Here is a 15,260-nt window from a genome sequence, read left to right as displayed (position 1 = left end):
CTAGAGAGCCGACCTGATCGACGCGTGGGTTCTACTAGTTTGAGCCCTTTTTCTACTAGTTACGGATCAGGATTTCTACGAGTTAAGGGTAATAATCGTCGGCAAAAGGGCGCTTTTCTACTAGTAAAGGAAAAACGACACCAGTCAGGGGACATGAACCTACCGGACGTGCTGGCAAAGTACCTGGCGCCGAAGTAGTCGAGTCCTGATTCGGTATCCCTTTCTTTGCCGGTGAACCGTGATGACCTTAAACCACACGAATGCACAAACGTGAAGGGCAGTCGTAGATGAAGGCCTGCATCATAGCGGTGGCTGATGATTCGGTGCGATGTCGGTTCGTGGAAAGGGTTTCAAACGACGTCGGCTCACAAATATTAAAGACAGGAACCAGATACACAATGACGCAAACATCGCCCCTGCTATCAATAGGTGGCGACGGGAGTCAGTCGCGTTTTGCTGTGGGTCGAAACTGTGTAATTCATGCATTCTGCCGCCCCCGCCGCAGCCGGCCGTTAGCTTCGAGCAATCCCTGCCGCTCGACGACCACGCACTAGCCGAACGCCTAAAGGACCATCTTTCGGAGGAAGCCGAGCACTACTATCGCATCCTTGACCTCGCGCGCAACCATAACCTCTGGGCCCGCCGGTTCGAGGGCGAGACTTGGGGTGCAGCGCCCACGTCGACGCGCGTCATAGAGAAGGTTGCACCCGTACCTCTGGAAGTGATTGGCAGCCAGATCGCGTTTCCGCTGCTCGATCAGCCAGCAGAGGAACCTCTAACTCCGGAGGTCCCCACAATCGAGCGTCTGATTTCTCTACCGACACGCGGGATCTTTGCCGAAGCGAAGCTTGGCCACTGCAACGTTGCCGAGGAGATCGACGAGACACGCTTCTGGCGTTGGGACGAGCACCCGCTGCCGTTTGTCGCGTCTGAGATTGCCCCGCAAACTAGCGGCAACTCAACCCGGAGATCGTTTCGAAACACAAACATGGCCGATTTTACTTTCGCGGGGGTTGGACAATAATAGCCCATTCGCTCTTGTCGGCGGCATTGCCGCACTTTGGCTTCGAGGCATGAACCTGAATCTCTCCGCGTCTGTTGGTTTCATCGCTCTGTTTGGAGTCGCCATGTTGAACGGAGTCGTCCTAGTCAGCTCGATCAATCAAGTCCGGGAGTCCGGGCAGAAAACTTATGATGCTGTGCTGGCGGGAGCACGCCGCAGACTCCGTCCAGTGCTGATGACAGCTTGTGTTGCGAGTTTTGGTTTCATCCCTATGGCGCTCTCGACCTCCACAGGTGCCGAGGTCCAGCGACCCCTTGCAAGCGTCGTGATAGGTGGACTCTTCTCCTCAACTCTCCTGACCCTATTACTGCTGCCGGTTCTCTATGAGTGGATCTTCGAGAGAGAGCGTCCTGTGAAAGTTGACAAGATAGCGACAGAGTCGGGGGAACACCGTGCAATGCATAGGTGCCGAAATTGTGGGGCACGCGGTACCGTTGCCGCACGAACGCGAAAGCTCAATCTTTCTGGGAGAGCTCAAAGTTCAGTGGCACACTCTGAGCCGATGGTTTGCGAACGTTGAAATCAAGGTACGTCTGTTCGTAGGCTAATGGCGTAGAGGAAACCAATATACCGATGGCGAGGGCCGGCTAGCGATACCTTACACGGGTAGGCGCGAGCCACAAGCCGAACCGCCTCCTGCTTGAACTCGAGCGTATAACGCGCCCGACTCGCCTTCATCATCGTTTTCCCCTTCGCTGATTGTCAGCTATGGGATAGGTTTCGCGGGGGCAAGATCAAGGAGCTACCGAAAATCTGAGTGACGACTATCACTCACCTCCTATAGTCAATCGCCATTATCCCGTTGGAAAGGGACGTCCAGCGTAGGAGGGCAGTTCGACGCGGGCCTGCCGCCGAGACTCTGGACGAGCACGACCTCTATTTGTTGTGCGGTGGCGGGCGACTCGGAAGCATCGACGGCCAGTTTGTCGCTCATGCCACCGTAGTTTTTCAGCCAGAAAATGAGCGCGGTTATCGAGTTCTTGCGCGTGTCGCTCATCGCACGCGAATAGCTTCAGCGGCGCGTCGGCGATTGCGGTCTCTCGCCAGAGTTTTATACGAGACCCGAAACCTCTGCGCTGTAAGTCGTCTCGCCGGTACAAGCATGAAATGAAGCCATCCAACGATCTGGGGCTGCGGAGTTATGTTAGCCCGAGGTCCCGCGCTAAAACATCAGATTCGGTTCGATAAATCGGGAATGGTCTAAAATTATCTAGTGGTCGAGTGTACGTTACTATGCCAAACTTACCCCAACAAAATCCGTCCCAGACGATCGGGCACAAGCAGTTTTTAGTTGGTTTGAAACCGGGTCCCCCGCGCGAATACGTCTCGCAGGACTATGCCGACTACAGCCTCTACACCGCGGAGCAGCATCGCTCCATTTGGGAGCGTCACATTCACGACTGCACCCAGATCACGGTTGCCCTGAGCCCTGCGCAGGTGCGCGGTGAATGGCAGGGCGCGCGTGGCAACATCGAACGTCGGGAGATGAACGGCGATATGGCCTGGATTGTTCCTCCAGGCATTCCTCATGTCATACACTTCAACCGCCCTGCGACCTTGATCCATCTTTACCTCAGTGAGGTGTTTTTCCAAAATATGGTGGAAGAAGCTCCTGCCAGAGTACAAGTGAGCCTCATCCCTTCCTTGTTGGTGCGTGATCCTTTACTCGTCGAACTGGCAAAGACTCTCCATCGCGAAAGCCTGGACGGTCATCTTTCGACGATGTTCACGCAATCGGTGGCCGCTCTGACGGCGACCCATCTGGTCCGTTCTTATAGCAATCGGATTCCCGCCACTGCGTCCATACGAGGAGGTATGGGTCCCAGCCGCGAGCGGCGCGTTCTGGCTTACATTGAACAACACCTAGATGAATCCATAACGCTCGAAGAGCTTGCGCGGGTGGCGGAGATCAGCCCTAACTACCTGATTGCACTCTTTCGGCAATCCATGGGCATGACACCCCACAAATACATGGTCCAAATGCGCATCGAGCGCGCCTCTGCGTTATTGAAACAAAAAGAGTTCACTCTCCTGGAGATCGCGCAGCGCTGCGGCTTTCAGGACCAAAGCCAGTTCACAACAGTCTTTCGCCGTTATGTCGGCATCACTCCTGGGCACTTCCGCCGCTCACTCTAGGCTGCTCTAAGCTGGACCGTTCTTCCTTCGCAGCGCTGCCCCAAAGATGTTTAGTACCGTTCCGAAGGCGCCCAGCGCGCGTCGCGCATCCTTCGAAGTCATTCGTCGGACGATCTGAAAGAAGCTCGGAGGCTTACCAGCCTCTTCTTCCAGCACGCCATGTAGATCGTCTGGGTTGATGTGCTTCACCAGATTTCCTGCCAGCAAGGCTAACCGCAGCAGGTTAACCATTTCCGCAGAACTCACTACATCTGCCAGGCGGTCCACGACCATATCCTTCGCGCCGAGTAGGCCATTGACCGTATTTAGAACGTCTTTCTCGTGCAGCTTCTCCAGCACATCGTAGGCTGCCAGGATCGCCTCCGCGTGTTCCGCGGGCGCCGCTTTCACTTTCCGCAGCAAATCATCGCGGGAGTCCGCAGGTTCAAACCTCCGAAAATCGACTGCAACCGCCATCGTGAATTCCCTTCCTTTGTTTCTTGCTCAGCGCGTCGCGTGGACTTGTATTTGTACCAGTCCGACAGAGCCAGGTAGCCGGTAATCCGCTCGCTTCCACTTGCGCTCCACCTCCACGCCCATCTGGGGCGTGGGCTTGCCGGAGTAGCGGAAGTTCAGTGGCTTCAGCGGATTGCTTCCCCTCTCTGGAAGCACCTGCATCTTTACGGCAGTTTCCTTGTACGCAGGAGTATCCGTAGTCGAGTCGGTATAGGACCCCGTAAGGACATTGACCGGACCCTCTTCCGAAGCCAACGGAAGATAAACCTGCTTGCCGACAACACGGGCCGTCACCAATACCTTGATCCTCAGCGACCCGTACCGGCTGGTCAGCCTTACCCACTGGCCCGACTCAATCTGGCGCTCCTGCGCAAGCTCTTCCGATACTTCGACATACCGCTCCGGGGTCTCCTCATGAATCCCGGAAACGCGGTGCGTCATATTGCCTTCATGAAAGTGCTCCAACTGCCGCCCGTTATTCAGAAACAGATCGAACTCAACCGAGGGCTCATCGCTCGGTTCGCGAAACTGGAGCGGAAAGAACCGCGCTTTCTTGTCCGGAAAGTTGAACCCATTCAGATAGAGAATCGGCTCATCCGCGCCGTCTGGATGAACGGGCCACTGGAGCGTGTTGTAGTTCTCCAGCCGTTCGAAGCTGGCACCCGCATAAAGCGGAGTCAGCGAGGCCATCTCGGCCATGATCTCTGAAGGATGAGTGTAGTTCCAATTAACGCCCATGCGGTTGGCGATGTCCTGCGTAATCTTCCAGTCGGCCCGGGCATCCCCCAACTCCGGCAGCGCCTGATACAGCCGTTGGATCCTTCGCTCGGTGCTGGTGAAGGTCCCATCCTTTTCAAGCGCCGGCGCCCCAGGCAGAACGACATCGGCATAGCGGCACGTCTCCGTGAAGAAGATGTCCTGTACCACGAAGAAGTCCAACCTCTCAAAAGCCCCCGCGACATGGTTCGCATTCGAGTCCGCTGAGATCATGTCTTCTCCAGCCAGATACATCGCCCGCAGCGTGCCGTCATATACGCCATCCACCATCTGGTGGTTATCCAGGCCGACCTTCGCGGGTAAGGTGACGCTCCAGGTCTTCTCGAACTTGTTGCGTACTTCGTCGTTCGTTACTGATTGATACCCTGGGAAGTTGTTCGGCATGGCCCCCGAATCGCTGGCGCCTTGAACATTGTTATGGCCGCGCAGCGGATAAGCGCCGCAACCGGGTCTCATATAGTTCCCTGTCGTCAACAGCAAATTGCTGATAGCGGTCGAAGAGTCCGACCCCATCACATGCTGAGTGATCCCCATGGCCCATAGCACGCACATCGTCTCCGCGTGGGCAATCTCTTCGGCCACTGCTGTCAGAATTTCGATCGGCACATTACATTGCTTCGCCGCAAACTCCATCGTGAACGGCTCCAGGCTCTTGCGATACTCCTCCACGTTGTTGACGTGCTGCGCGATGAAGTCCGTCTTCGCATAGCCGTGATCGAACATATAGCGGCTGAACGCGCAGAGCCAGACCAGATCGGATCCCGGCTTCGGCCGAAAGTGGATGTCGGCACGAGTCGCCATCTCATGTTCGCGCGGGTCGGCTACGATCAGCCGCTGCCCAAAGAGCTTGTGCGCCCGCTTCACCCGTGTCGCAAGCACCGGGTGGCTCTCCGCCGTATTACTGCCGACGATCAGTACCAGCTTCGACTGCGCAATATCTTCAATCGATCCGGAGTCACCGCCATAACCGACCGTCCTGAACAACCCTGCCGTGGCTGGCGACTGGCAGTAGCGTGAGCAGTTGTCCACATTGTTGGTCCCGATCACAGCGCGGGCCAGCTTCTGCATCAGGTAGCCCTCTTCGTTGGTGGTCTTTGAAGAGACCACGACGCCGATCGAATCGGGGCCGGACTCCTTCTTGATCTCGCCTAGTCGGCGCGCGACAAGTGTGAGCGCCTCCTCCCACTCTGCTTCGCGAAACCCGCTTCCTTCGCGGATCAGCGGCTTCCGCAGGCGATCCTTGTGGTTCACATAGTCCCAGCCGAACTTGCCCTTCACGCAGGTAGAGATCGCATTGGCATCGCCGTGCAGTGGCTCGATCTTCAGGATCTTGCGGTCCTTGGTCCACACATCGTACGAGCAACCCACGCCGCAATATGTACAGACGGTCTTCGTCTTCTTGATGCGTTCTTCGCGCATCGTCGCCTCAACCTGCGATACCTGCATCACGGCGCCATAACCCATCTCAGGCTCAATGGCCTTGATGACGTCAATCATCTTGTCCAGCGTCTTTTGCGGTGTGGAGGTCAGATAACCCGCCTCGCCCAGCATCGACTTCTCCATCAGTGCGTTGCACGGGCAAACCGTAATGCAGTGTCCGCAGGAGACACAGCTCGATCCGCCAATCTGCATCCCGCCGTCCCACAGCACCCGCGGCCTTTCCAATTCCCATCCGATGCTCAGCGTCTCGTTTACCTGCACGGTCTGGCAAGCCTGCACGCAGCGCCCGCACAGAATGCATTGACTCGGATCGTAACGGTAGAACGGGTTGGACATGTCCACCGGATACGGCTTCGGCTTAAACTCATCCTGATGCTCCACCTTCATCGCGAGCGCCGTATTGTGTACGGTGCAGTTTTCGTTGTTGTTGTCGCAAACGGTGCAGTAGAGCATGTGGTTGCCCAGGATCACGTTGAAGGCCTCGGCGCGTGCATCCACAGCCCGCTTCGACTCAGTTACCACATCCATACCTGGTGTAACCTTCATCCCGCAGGAGCGGACCAGCTTCCCATCCACCTCTACTATGCATGTATCGCAGGTCTGAATCGGTCCCATCAGCGCGGAGTGATAGCAAACATGCGGGATATCCTTTTCCCGCAGTACTGCCTCGAGTAACAAATCCGATGGTTGGGCTTCTACCTCTCGTCCATCAATCCTCAGATGAACTGTTTCGCCACACTCTACCTTCATCGACGGCGGAAGTACTTCACTCATCGTCTCTTGCATTCGAACCCTCAACCCGCAAACTTCTTAAATCAGCATCACCGGAGTCCGGGATGCGGTGTTTCATATATAAGTCTGCGCTGGTTTCTCTGGTGCGGACTTTTGAATTTCTCCTCTTTTTTTTCAATACCTCCACAAAAATTGCCCGTCGCGTTGAATCCTGCTCCCTAGGCCTTTCGCCTCATCCTATAAAGGGTGTAGTTTTTCAATTCGTAATCGGATTTTTCTAAATATTCCGATTTGCAGATGGATTCGAAGGGATGTCTCGTGGCGCAAACGGCTTTTGAAACGAACTCGATGGATGCCAAAAAGCCACCCTACGTTTATCCCGAGTCCAATCTAGGTTCCGCCTCCCCGGCCAAGATTTCTCGCATAGATCGCGCGGCACCCGAGACAGTCGTCGATCTTCTAGCGGTGGAAGAGCCGCTTGAAATACAACTCACGTTCGGCCCCTCCGATGCCCGGCGCACGAAATCCATCACCGTCACCATGCGCACCCCCGGCCACGATGAAGAGCTCGCCACCGGATTTCTCCTTACCGAAGGCGTGCTCGCCGACAGCACCCAGATCCTGCACATTGACAAGGCCGCTGGATCCAGCAACTCCACTTCCAGCGCACTGCAACACACAATCCCCGGCAACATCGTTCGCGTTGAAATCGAGCCCGGCATCGAATTCCGCACAGCAACATTGGAGCGCAATTTTTACACCACATCGAGCTGCGGTATCTGCGGTAAAGCTTCCCTGATGGCTCTCCGTTCGGTCTGTCCACCCCGTCGCCGCAACGACCTCTCCCTCTCCGCCGAAACGCTCTACGCTTTGCCAGGCCTACTTCGCAACTCCCAGCAGGTCTTTGCTGCGACCGGCGGCCTGCACGGCGCAGCGCTTTTCACTTCAGAGGGCAAGCTCATACTCTCGCGCGAAGACGTCGGCCGCCACAACGCAGTAGACAAGCTTCTAGGCAACCAGTTTCTTGCTGACGCCATTCCCTTGTACGACAAGGTCTTGATGCTCTCCGGTCGCGTCAGCTTCGAACTGCTGCAGAAATCCGCAATGGCCGGCATCCCTATGGTGGCCGCGGTCGGCGCGCCCTCCAGCCTGGCCGTAAAAGTCGCTCAGGAATTCGATATCACCCTCATCGGCTTTCTGCGCGACCGACGATTCAACGTCTACCACGGCATCGATCGCATTTACCCACCTACATAACCCGGAAACCAACTCATGAAACTTAGACTGAAAGGAAATTCACTGCGCCTGCGCGTCACTCGCTCGGAACTCGCCTCCCTGCAGGCCGGCAGACGCATCCAGGAAAGCGTGCTTTTTCCCGCCGATCCTCCAGCAAGTTTTGGTTACGTTCTCGGAGTCGGTTCACACAACCAGCCGGTGCATGTCGTGTTCGCTTCACAACAGATCATCGTGAGCTTATCTCAGGACCAACTCGCGAGTTGGAGCGGCGAACATCAAGTCGGCATTTACGCATCCGTCCCTGTAGCGGAAGGTACGGTACTCGAGGTCGCCATCGAAAAGGACTTCGCCTGCCTGGACCTCAGCGACGAAGACAACACGGATACCTTCGCGAATCCTATGGCCGGCAAGGTTTGTTAGCAGCTCTATCGGAGACCAGTAGTGAGATTCAAATCGTTTCGCAATCGGCCCCCCTCAGCCACTCGAATCACCTTAATCGCCCTCGCCGCAATCGTCGCCTTTTCCTCTATCCACGCCATCGCACAGGAAACCCTCTACTCCGACTATCCCCAAAAACGCGGCAAGGTTGAAACTCTTCAATGGAACGATCTGCCTTCCTGGCTGACGCTCAGCATGGAGCTTCGCGGCCGCACGGAGGGCCAAACCTCCTTCAACTACACCCAGGACGGCGATCGCATCTACGAGCTCACTCGCGTCTATGGAGCGGTAGAAGTCAGGCCGACCAGCTTTCTTACCGGCTATCTCCAGTTCATTGACACCCACGCGCTCGGTCTGCCCACACATGTCGTCGCCTCCAACATGCGTGACGCCTTCGACCTCCGCCAGGGCTATCTAGATCTTCACGGCCGTCCAGGCGGCGTGCCTGTCAACATCTTCGTCGGCCGCCAGGAGTTGAAGTTCGGCAGCGAGCGCATCATCGGTATCAGCGACTGGACCAACAATAGCCGCTCCTGGGACGGCTTCGACGCGCGTATCGGCGACAAGAACCGAATAGACATCTTCTCCACCTCCGTGGTCGCGGTGCATTCCACATCGCTCGACAAGCACGGGGCCGGCCTAAACTTCCACGGCGCCTACGGCTCCATCACCACATGGATTCCGAAGGTGCATCTCTCCCCCTACGTCCTCGTACATACTGCGCGCGGCGTTACCAGCAACCAGGGCATCAAGGGCAATGAGATCGAAACAACCTTCGGAACCGAAATTGAAGGCTCACTGCCTGCCCACTTCAGCTACGAAGCCAACGCCTCGCTGCAACGCGGCAGTTACTCCAACAACTCAATCCATGCAGGGCAGAACTTCGATAAGCTCTACTACACGCTCGCGAAAGTGCCCTGGACACCGCGCATCGGTGGCGAATTCGACTACGCCACAGGCAACAACAATGCCAACGCCAACGTCATCGCGACCTACGATCAGTCCTATCCGTCCAACCACAACGCCTTCGGCCTCGTCGATCTTTTCGGTTATGCGAACATTCGCCAGGAACGCATCAACCTCGATCTCCGGCCCCGCAAGAACTTCACCATGTTGTTCCAGGGAGGCTTTCTGAATCTCGCCCAGAAGAACGACTCCATCTACTCCGGGTCGGGTTCGGTCACCCTCAAACCGCCCACCGGTGGCTTCACCACTACCAACCTCGGGCATGAATTTGATGCTTCCGCAAAGTACGTTTACCACAATCACATTGTGGCGAACATCGGTGTGGGCCATCTGTTTCCCGGCGAAGTACTCATCGACAACAAGCACGGCGCCGCAGAGACGATCGGCTACTTCTCTCTCACCTATCGCTTCCGCGTCGACAAGCAAGCTGAAACTTCAACAATACAAAAATAGAAAGGGAACAAACAACCAAACATGGCCGACAACAATGACTACAACCCTCTCAGCCGGCGCAAATTTCTTGGCAACTCTTCCGCCGCTCTCGTCGCCATCGCCGGAATGCAGGTAGCTGCGGCCGAGGCTAAGCCCATCCACTCGAAGGACCACTCCCTAGTCAACGAACTAGAGCCTCAACCCAAGAACTCCTCGCTCGACGCCCAGAATCCGTCCTCCAACTTCTCCCCTGAAACCGACGCCGGTGGACAGCCCCCTTTCAAATACCCTTTTTCCTTCTCGCACAAGCGCATTGAAGGCGGCGGTTGGACCCGTCAGGTCACCGTCCGCGACATGCCCATATCCAAAAAGATGGCAGGCGTTCAGATGCGCCTCATCAAGGGCGGCGTTCGCGAACTGCACTGGCACGTCGGCGCCGAGTGGGCATTCATGATCTCCGGCACGGCGCGCATAACAGCAGTCGATCAACATGGCCGCGGCTTTGTCGAAGACGTCAACGAGGGCGATCTCTGGATCTTCCCCGGCGGCATCCCTCACTCCATCCAGGGCCTCGGCCCCGACGGCGCTATGTTCCTCCTCGTATTCGACGATGGAAACTTCAATGAGTTCGAAACCTTCCTGCTCACCGATTGGCTGCACCACACCGCACCCGAGGTCCTCTCCAAGAACTTCGACGTCCCCGCCAGCACCTTCGCCAACGTCCCGCCCAAAGAGCTCTTCATCTTCGAGCGCCCGCTGCCTCGTCCGCTCGCCGAAGAAAAACGCGCGGTAGAAGCGATCACCGGCGGCGTCCCCAACTCCTTTGCCTTCTTCACCGGCAAGATGGCACCCACCAAGGTAACCAAGGGCGGAGAGGTCAAGATCGTTGACGCGAAAAACTTCCCTGCCTCCAACATCGCCGCCGCCATCGTCACCCTCAAGCCCGGCGGTCTCCGCGAACTGCACTGGCACCCCAACGAGGATGAGTGGCAGTACTACGTCAAAGGCAGCGGACGGATGACCGTCTTCGCCGCCGGCGGCCGCGCCCGCACCATGGACTTCCAGGCCGGCGATGTCGGTTACATCGACCGTAGCGTTCCTCACTTCATCGAGAACACAGGCGATGACGATCTGGTCTTCCTCGAAGTCTTCCCCACGCCCAACTACGAGGACATCTCCCTGGCCGAGTGGCTCGCTCACACACCTTCACGGCTCGTCGATCAACACATCGGCACCGGCGAAGATTTCCTCAACAAGATCCCGAAGAAAGAAATGGTCATCACTCCCCTGTAGCTTCATCGTGTGCTGTGGATGATCCCCGCCAGGGACATCCACAGCCGTCGAACTCAGCATCCACCAAGCCTTGAAGGAGCAACAAGCCGTGAAAACCAATCGTTGGGGAATCGCCCTCGCCGGCGTCGTATTGCAGGTCGTGCTCGGCTCCGTCTATGCCTGGAGCGTCTTCCGTACGCCCCTCACGCGGCAGTCTCACTGGAGCATTTCTCAGGTCACTCTCACGTTCACCATCAGCATCATCGTTCTGGGGTTCGCTGCTTTCTTCGGCGGGCTATGGCTCCCCAAGGCAGGCCCCCGTACCGTTGCTGTTACCGGCTCAATCCTTTACGGCCTTGGGACCTTTCTCGCGAGCTTGTCCGGCAACCGCCTCTGGGTGCTCTACACCACCTACGGTGTCATCGGGGGCATCGGCCTCGGCTTCGCTTACATTGTCCCTGTCGCCGTACTCGTCAAGTGGTTCCCTGACCGCCGAGGCCTCATTACCGGCGTCGCTGTCGGCGGCTTCGGCGCTGGCGCTCTGATCACTGCTCCCGTCGCCACCCACCTGATGGCCCGCATCGGAGTGCTTCACACTTTCGCCGCGCTCGGCATCGCCTACGCAATTCTTGGCGTCCTCGCTTCGCTCTTCATGCGCAATCCTGCAAAAGATTGGAAGCCAGACGGCTGGGTTCCCTCCGCCGCACTCACGGCGCAGCGTTCCGCGGCCAATCACACCCTCGGTGAAGCGCTCCGCACCTGGCAGTGGTGGGCCCTCTGGACGATTCTTTTCCTCAACACCTGCTCCGGCATCTCGCTCATCTCGCAGGAGTCACCCGTCTTTCAGGAGCTTGCGAAGGTCACCGTCATCGTCGCCGCAGGCATGGTCGGCATCGTCAGTATCGGAAACGCTGTCGGTCGTGTCTTCTGGGCATGGGTATCTGATCTCCTCAGCCGTCGCATGACTTTCATCATTACCTTCCTGCTACAGGTCGCCCTCTTCTGGTTCCTGCCCGAGATCACCTCAGCGGCCACCCTTACTCCCGTCGCGTTCCTCATACTGATGTGCTATGGCGGCGGCTTTGGAACAATGCCGGCTTTCGCGGCCGACTACTTTGGGTCAGCTAATGTCGGCTCAATCTACGGACTAATGCTCACGTCATGGGGAGCAGCCAGCGCCTTTGGTCCGCTCCTCGTCGCTCACATGCGTCAGACCAATGGTAACTATAGCGGCGGCTTCCATGCCCTGGCTCTGATCGTTCTCGTCGCAACCATCATCCCTTTTGCTATACGCCCCCCGGCGAGGCGTGAGCATGAAAGTTGAAGATGACCGGCTGGTTCCAGGTGAACAGACTGTCGAATTCGGGGTTTGAGGCGCAGTGGAACGGGAAACCGGGTTAAGGATTCATGAGTCGGGATCTTCGGGGTTGCGTAGGGATCTCAGTTCCCCTTTGGCCACCGCGTCCTGCATTGAGAAGGAGTATCTACCCAGCATGTTGATGTGTTCGTGCAGCAGCGGTGACAGGCGTTGTGCGTCTTCGTCCATCACCGGATAGCCCTCTTCACGCAATTGGCTCAGCTCGGCTTCCATATAGATGGTATTCCACAAGGCGATCATGTTGAGCACGAGACCAAGTGCTCCTAACTGATCTTCTTGTCCTTCGCGGTAGTGCTGGCGCAGCTCGCCGCGCTTGCCGTGGAAGACGGCACGGCCGACGCTGTGGCGACCCTCGCCCCGGTTGAGTTGGGTGAGCGTAGCCCTACGCTTGGCTTCGTCGTCGATGTAGGTCAGCGTGTGCAGCGTCTTGTCGATGCGACCGTACTCGGCGATTGCTTGTGCCAGCCGGGTAGGCCGATCTCCTGCCTGAAGTGTACGCATGATACCGGTTGTCGTTTTTCCTTTACTAGTAGAAAAGCGCCCTTTTGCCGACGATTATTACCCTTAACTCGTAGAAATCCTGATCCGTAACTAGTAGAAAAAGGGCTCAAACTAGTAGAACCCACGCGTCGATCAGGTCGGCTCTCTAGCGGGCGGCACGGGCCTTGAAGACCTTGCGGTCGACTAGTTTCTCCATCGCATCGGTTCGCTTAGCAGCTGTCTCCCAGCCGACCACACTGACAGTCCTGTCGTCGCCGATATCAATAAAGATGGACTTAGCGACATCGTCGGAATTGAATCTAGCGGGCTCCCGATCACTGCTCTAGGGCATGGAGACGCAACCTTCACGGTTCCACCCACCGCACCCATCTCGCCGTACGGCAGTGCACCTGTTCTCTCTGATTTCAACGGCGATGGTATTCCTGACGTCGTATCCGTAAATCCTTTTGATGCCACCAGCGTTCTGTTTACCGGCAACCTCTTCTATTCGGGTGCTGCATCGATCGTCTTCGCAAAAGGCAACAGCGATGGCACTTTCACATTCGTTAGCCGCATGGATTTTCTTCCATTCCACTACCCTAAAGGCATCGTTGCAGGCGATTTCAACGGCGATGGCAAACAAGATATTGCTATCTCGTTCGACGACACCATCTCACCCAAAAGCGGTATAGCGTTAATGATCGGTAATGCCGACGGAACTTTCGCTAATCCGCTTTTTGTAGCATCCGATCAGGTAGGGGTAACCTCCCGTGTCTTCGCTTCCGATCTGAATGGCGATGGTAGACTGGACCTCATCTGGGGAGCCAACGCCTACATCAATCAAGGTAACAACACCTTCACCCCGCTCGCCTTGCCTGGCACGGGAACCCCGCTCCTGCTCGCGGACCTCAATGGCGATAAGCTCACCGACATCGTCATCGACAATTTCGTCTACGCGGGCAAAGGTGACGGCACCTTTCTTTCTCCCCCTGTCGCCACCATTACGACACCGCCCGGTGCTTCTTTCATCAACGCTTCAGCCGGAGACGTCAATGGCGATGACAACCCTGACCTCATCATCCAGTCCCTCGCCGGACTCGCCACCTTCACGGTGGCCTTTGGTGACGGCCATGGCTCCTTTACCACCGATCCCAATCTCTACACCACAGGTTCCGTTCGTCCAGTTATTGGCGCATTCGCTCGTCTCAACAACTCCGCCCTTCCGCTAACGTCCAACAAACGCCTCGACTACATCGTCTTTGCTTCCGGTGCAGCCGTACCGTTGCTCAACCAGATCAACCCGCCTTCGGTCTCAACCCGCGGGTTGCAGTCCGCCTTCAGGCTTGATCCCGGATTTGCCAGTGCCGCGCCTCTTGCGCCGGCAGCATTTGTTGCCACCGTTAGTTCTTCTGGGAATCCGTCCCCTACCGGCACAGTTACTTTTACCGGACCGGATGGGACAACTCTGGGAACTGTACCCCTCGAGTTAGCGATGGCGAAAATCCAGACGTCCTTCCCCACGGAAGGAACATACACCGTCTCTGCCACCTACTCCGGAGACGTCAACTACGCACTTGCTGGGCCTACCTCGGCTTCCGTAAAAATCGTGCGTCAGAAGTATCCCGTGTTTCTTACACTCTCCGCCACCACTTTCCTGGCGCAGCGCCCATCGCAGCTAGTCGCGTCCTTTTCGGGCTATAACCCCACAAATCCGATTACGTTCACCGCGAACGGAAACGTGATCGGAACGGCACCTGTAAATGGGACGCTCGCTACATTGAGTTATGCCTTTCCGTCCGTCGGGACCTATGACATCGTTACAAGCTATCCCGGTGACGCCTCCAGCCTTCCCAGCATCAGCGACGCCACGACAATTACCACAGTCCCTCCACCAGACTTTTCCCTTTCAGCCTCGCCTGAAACCATCACGGTGAATGCCGGCGACAAAGCCAACTGGACGATTACGGTCACATCGGTCAATAACTATACGGGCTACGTCACCATGGTCTGCCAGCAGGACAGCTGTGGCACAATACAGGTTTACGTCGCGCCCAACCAGCCCGGTCAGGTGACTCTCTCCCTGCAGACCCACGTACCATCCGCAAATGAGCCTACCCGGCCCAATATACGCCTCTCCATCACAGCCTCGGCGCTGCTCCTTCTTGGTGTCAGCCGTAAACGCTCCAAGCGGTGCGCTCCACGGCTAAACATCGGGTTCATGGTTCTTTGCTTGCTCATGGGACTCGGCTCGATTTCCGGCTGTTCAGGATCATCCAGCTCATCCGGTGGCGGCACCACCTCCAAACCGCCCACCTCTTACAACATCGTCGTCGTGGGAAGCGAGACCTCTTTCTCAATCAGTCACACCTTAACCCTTACGCTGGTCGTCAAGTAGCGAATAGGAATGGTCTCAAG

The 15,260-nt window shown here is 56.9% G+C and carries 13 protein-coding genes and 1 pseudogene; 9 read left to right on the top strand and 5 right to left on the bottom strand.

Features of this window, described 5'->3' with window-relative positions; translation table 11 throughout:
- Positions 1–59: 59 nt before the first annotated feature.
- Positions 60–266: an RHS repeat-associated core domain-containing protein gene (locus Q363_RS38725; protein WP_245632370.1), complete on the bottom strand. Its 207-nt coding sequence runs from the start codon at positions 264–266 to the stop codon at positions 60–62.
- A 62-nt stretch (positions 267–328) separates the two neighbouring features.
- On the opposite strand from Q363_RS38725, the gene Q363_RS42985 reads away from it, so the two are divergent.
- Positions 329–1,024, top strand: coding sequence for a hypothetical protein (locus tag Q363_RS42985; protein WP_035354424.1), 696 nt, complete (start codon positions 329–331; stop codon positions 1,022–1,024).
- Entirely contained in the window at positions 921–1,583 is a 663-nt protein-coding gene (locus Q363_RS46605; protein WP_425387733.1) for an efflux RND transporter permease subunit, read from the top strand. The genes Q363_RS42985 and Q363_RS46605 overlap by 104 nt, the downstream gene beginning before the upstream one ends.
- A gap of 264 nt (positions 1,584–1,847) precedes the next feature.
- Here Q363_RS46605 and Q363_RS20960 read toward each other — a convergent pair whose 3' ends face one another.
- Positions 1,848–2,060 (bottom strand): hypothetical protein, encoded by a 213-nt coding sequence (locus Q363_RS20960; RefSeq protein ID WP_035354421.1) that lies wholly within the window; start codon positions 2,058–2,060, stop codon positions 1,848–1,850.
- Between the two features lie 236 nt (positions 2,061–2,296).
- Between Q363_RS20960 and Q363_RS20955 the strand changes: the two genes are divergently transcribed.
- Positions 2,297–3,199, top strand: coding sequence for a helix-turn-helix domain-containing protein (locus Q363_RS20955; RefSeq protein ID WP_051979090.1), 903 nt, complete (start codon positions 2,297–2,299; stop codon positions 3,197–3,199).
- Between the two features lie 6 nt (positions 3,200–3,205).
- Here Q363_RS20955 and Q363_RS20950 read toward each other — a convergent pair whose 3' ends face one another.
- On the bottom strand, positions 3,206–3,655 hold the full coding sequence (locus Q363_RS20950) for a helical membrane plugin domain-containing protein (protein ID WP_035354418.1): 450 nt from the start codon (positions 3,653–3,655) through the stop codon (positions 3,206–3,208).
- A 27-nt stretch (positions 3,656–3,682) separates the two neighbouring features.
- Entirely contained in the window at positions 3,683–6,685 is a 3,003-nt protein-coding gene (gene fdhF, locus Q363_RS20945) for a formate dehydrogenase subunit alpha (RefSeq protein WP_245632369.1), read from the bottom strand.
- A gap of 276 nt (positions 6,686–6,961) precedes the next feature.
- On the opposite strand from fdhF, the gene fdhD reads away from it, so the two are divergent.
- From fdhD to Q363_RS20920, 5 genes are all read left to right on the top strand, one after another.
- Positions 6,962–7,900, top strand: a complete 939-nt coding sequence (gene fdhD / locus Q363_RS20940) for a formate dehydrogenase accessory sulfurtransferase FdhD (RefSeq protein ID WP_245632368.1) — start codon at positions 6,962–6,964, stop codon at positions 7,898–7,900.
- A gap of 15 nt (positions 7,901–7,915) precedes the next feature.
- Positions 7,916–8,299 (top strand): DUF7009 family protein, encoded by a 384-nt coding sequence (locus Q363_RS20935; protein ID WP_035354413.1) that lies wholly within the window; start codon positions 7,916–7,918, stop codon positions 8,297–8,299.
- A 21-nt stretch (positions 8,300–8,320) separates the two neighbouring features.
- Positions 8,321–9,736: an alginate export family protein gene (locus tag Q363_RS20930; RefSeq protein ID WP_035354410.1), complete on the top strand. Its 1,416-nt coding sequence runs from the start codon at positions 8,321–8,323 to the stop codon at positions 9,734–9,736.
- Positions 9,737–9,757: 21 nt separating this feature from the next.
- Positions 9,758–11,008, top strand: a complete 1,251-nt coding sequence (locus Q363_RS20925) for a cupin domain-containing protein (RefSeq protein WP_035354407.1) — start codon at positions 9,758–9,760, stop codon at positions 11,006–11,008.
- Between the two features lie 88 nt (positions 11,009–11,096).
- A complete protein-coding gene (locus Q363_RS20920; protein WP_035354404.1) occupies positions 11,097–12,311 on the top strand; it encodes an L-lactate MFS transporter in 1,215 nt (404 codons plus the stop codon).
- 81 nt (positions 12,312–12,392) lie between these two features.
- On the opposite strand, the pseudogene Q363_RS20915 reads toward Q363_RS20920, so the two are convergent.
- Positions 12,393–12,872 (bottom strand): annotated as a pseudogene (locus Q363_RS20915) (Tn3 family transposase); the annotation flags it as partial.
- 193 nt (positions 12,873–13,065) lie between these two features.
- Here Q363_RS20915 and Q363_RS20910 point away from each other — a divergent pair.
- Entirely contained in the window at positions 13,066–15,240 is a 2,175-nt protein-coding gene (locus Q363_RS20910; protein ID WP_342667439.1) for an FG-GAP-like repeat-containing protein, read from the top strand.
- Positions 15,241–15,260 lie beyond the last annotated feature (20 nt).

It is taken from the genome of Edaphobacter aggregans DSM 19364 (genome assembly GCF_000745965.1).
Taxonomy (GTDB): Bacteria; Acidobacteriota; Terriglobia; order Terriglobales; family Acidobacteriaceae; genus Edaphobacter; species Edaphobacter aggregans.
Note: the sequence above shows the minus strand (reverse complement) of the source record. Positions and strands in the feature narration are given on the sequence as shown.

What these genes read in the sequence shown, in the direction of transcription:
- Q363_RS42985 (WP_035354424.1), top strand. Translation starts at nt 329, where the DNA reads ATGTCGGTTCGTGGAAAGGGTTTCAAACGACGTCGGCTCACAAATATT.
- Q363_RS20960 (WP_035354421.1), bottom strand. Translation starts at nt 2,060, where the DNA reads ATGAGCGACACGCGCAAGAACTCGATAACCGCGCTCATTTTCTGGCTG.
- Q363_RS20955 (WP_051979090.1), top strand. Translation starts at nt 2,297, where the DNA reads ATGCCAAACTTACCCCAACAAAATCCGTCCCAGACGATCGGGCACAAG.
- Q363_RS20925 (WP_035354407.1), top strand. Translation starts at nt 9,758, where the DNA reads ATGGCCGACAACAATGACTACAACCCTCTCAGCCGGCGCAAATTTCTT.
- Q363_RS20935 (WP_035354413.1), top strand. Translation starts at nt 7,916, where the DNA reads ATGAAACTTAGACTGAAAGGAAATTCACTGCGCCTGCGCGTCACTCGC.
- fdhF (WP_245632369.1), bottom strand. Translation starts at nt 6,685, where the DNA reads ATGAGTGAAGTACTTCCGCCGTCGATGAAGGTAGAGTGTGGCGAAACA.
- Q363_RS20950 (WP_035354418.1), bottom strand. Translation starts at nt 3,655, where the DNA reads ATGGCGGTTGCAGTCGATTTTCGGAGGTTTGAACCTGCGGACTCCCGC.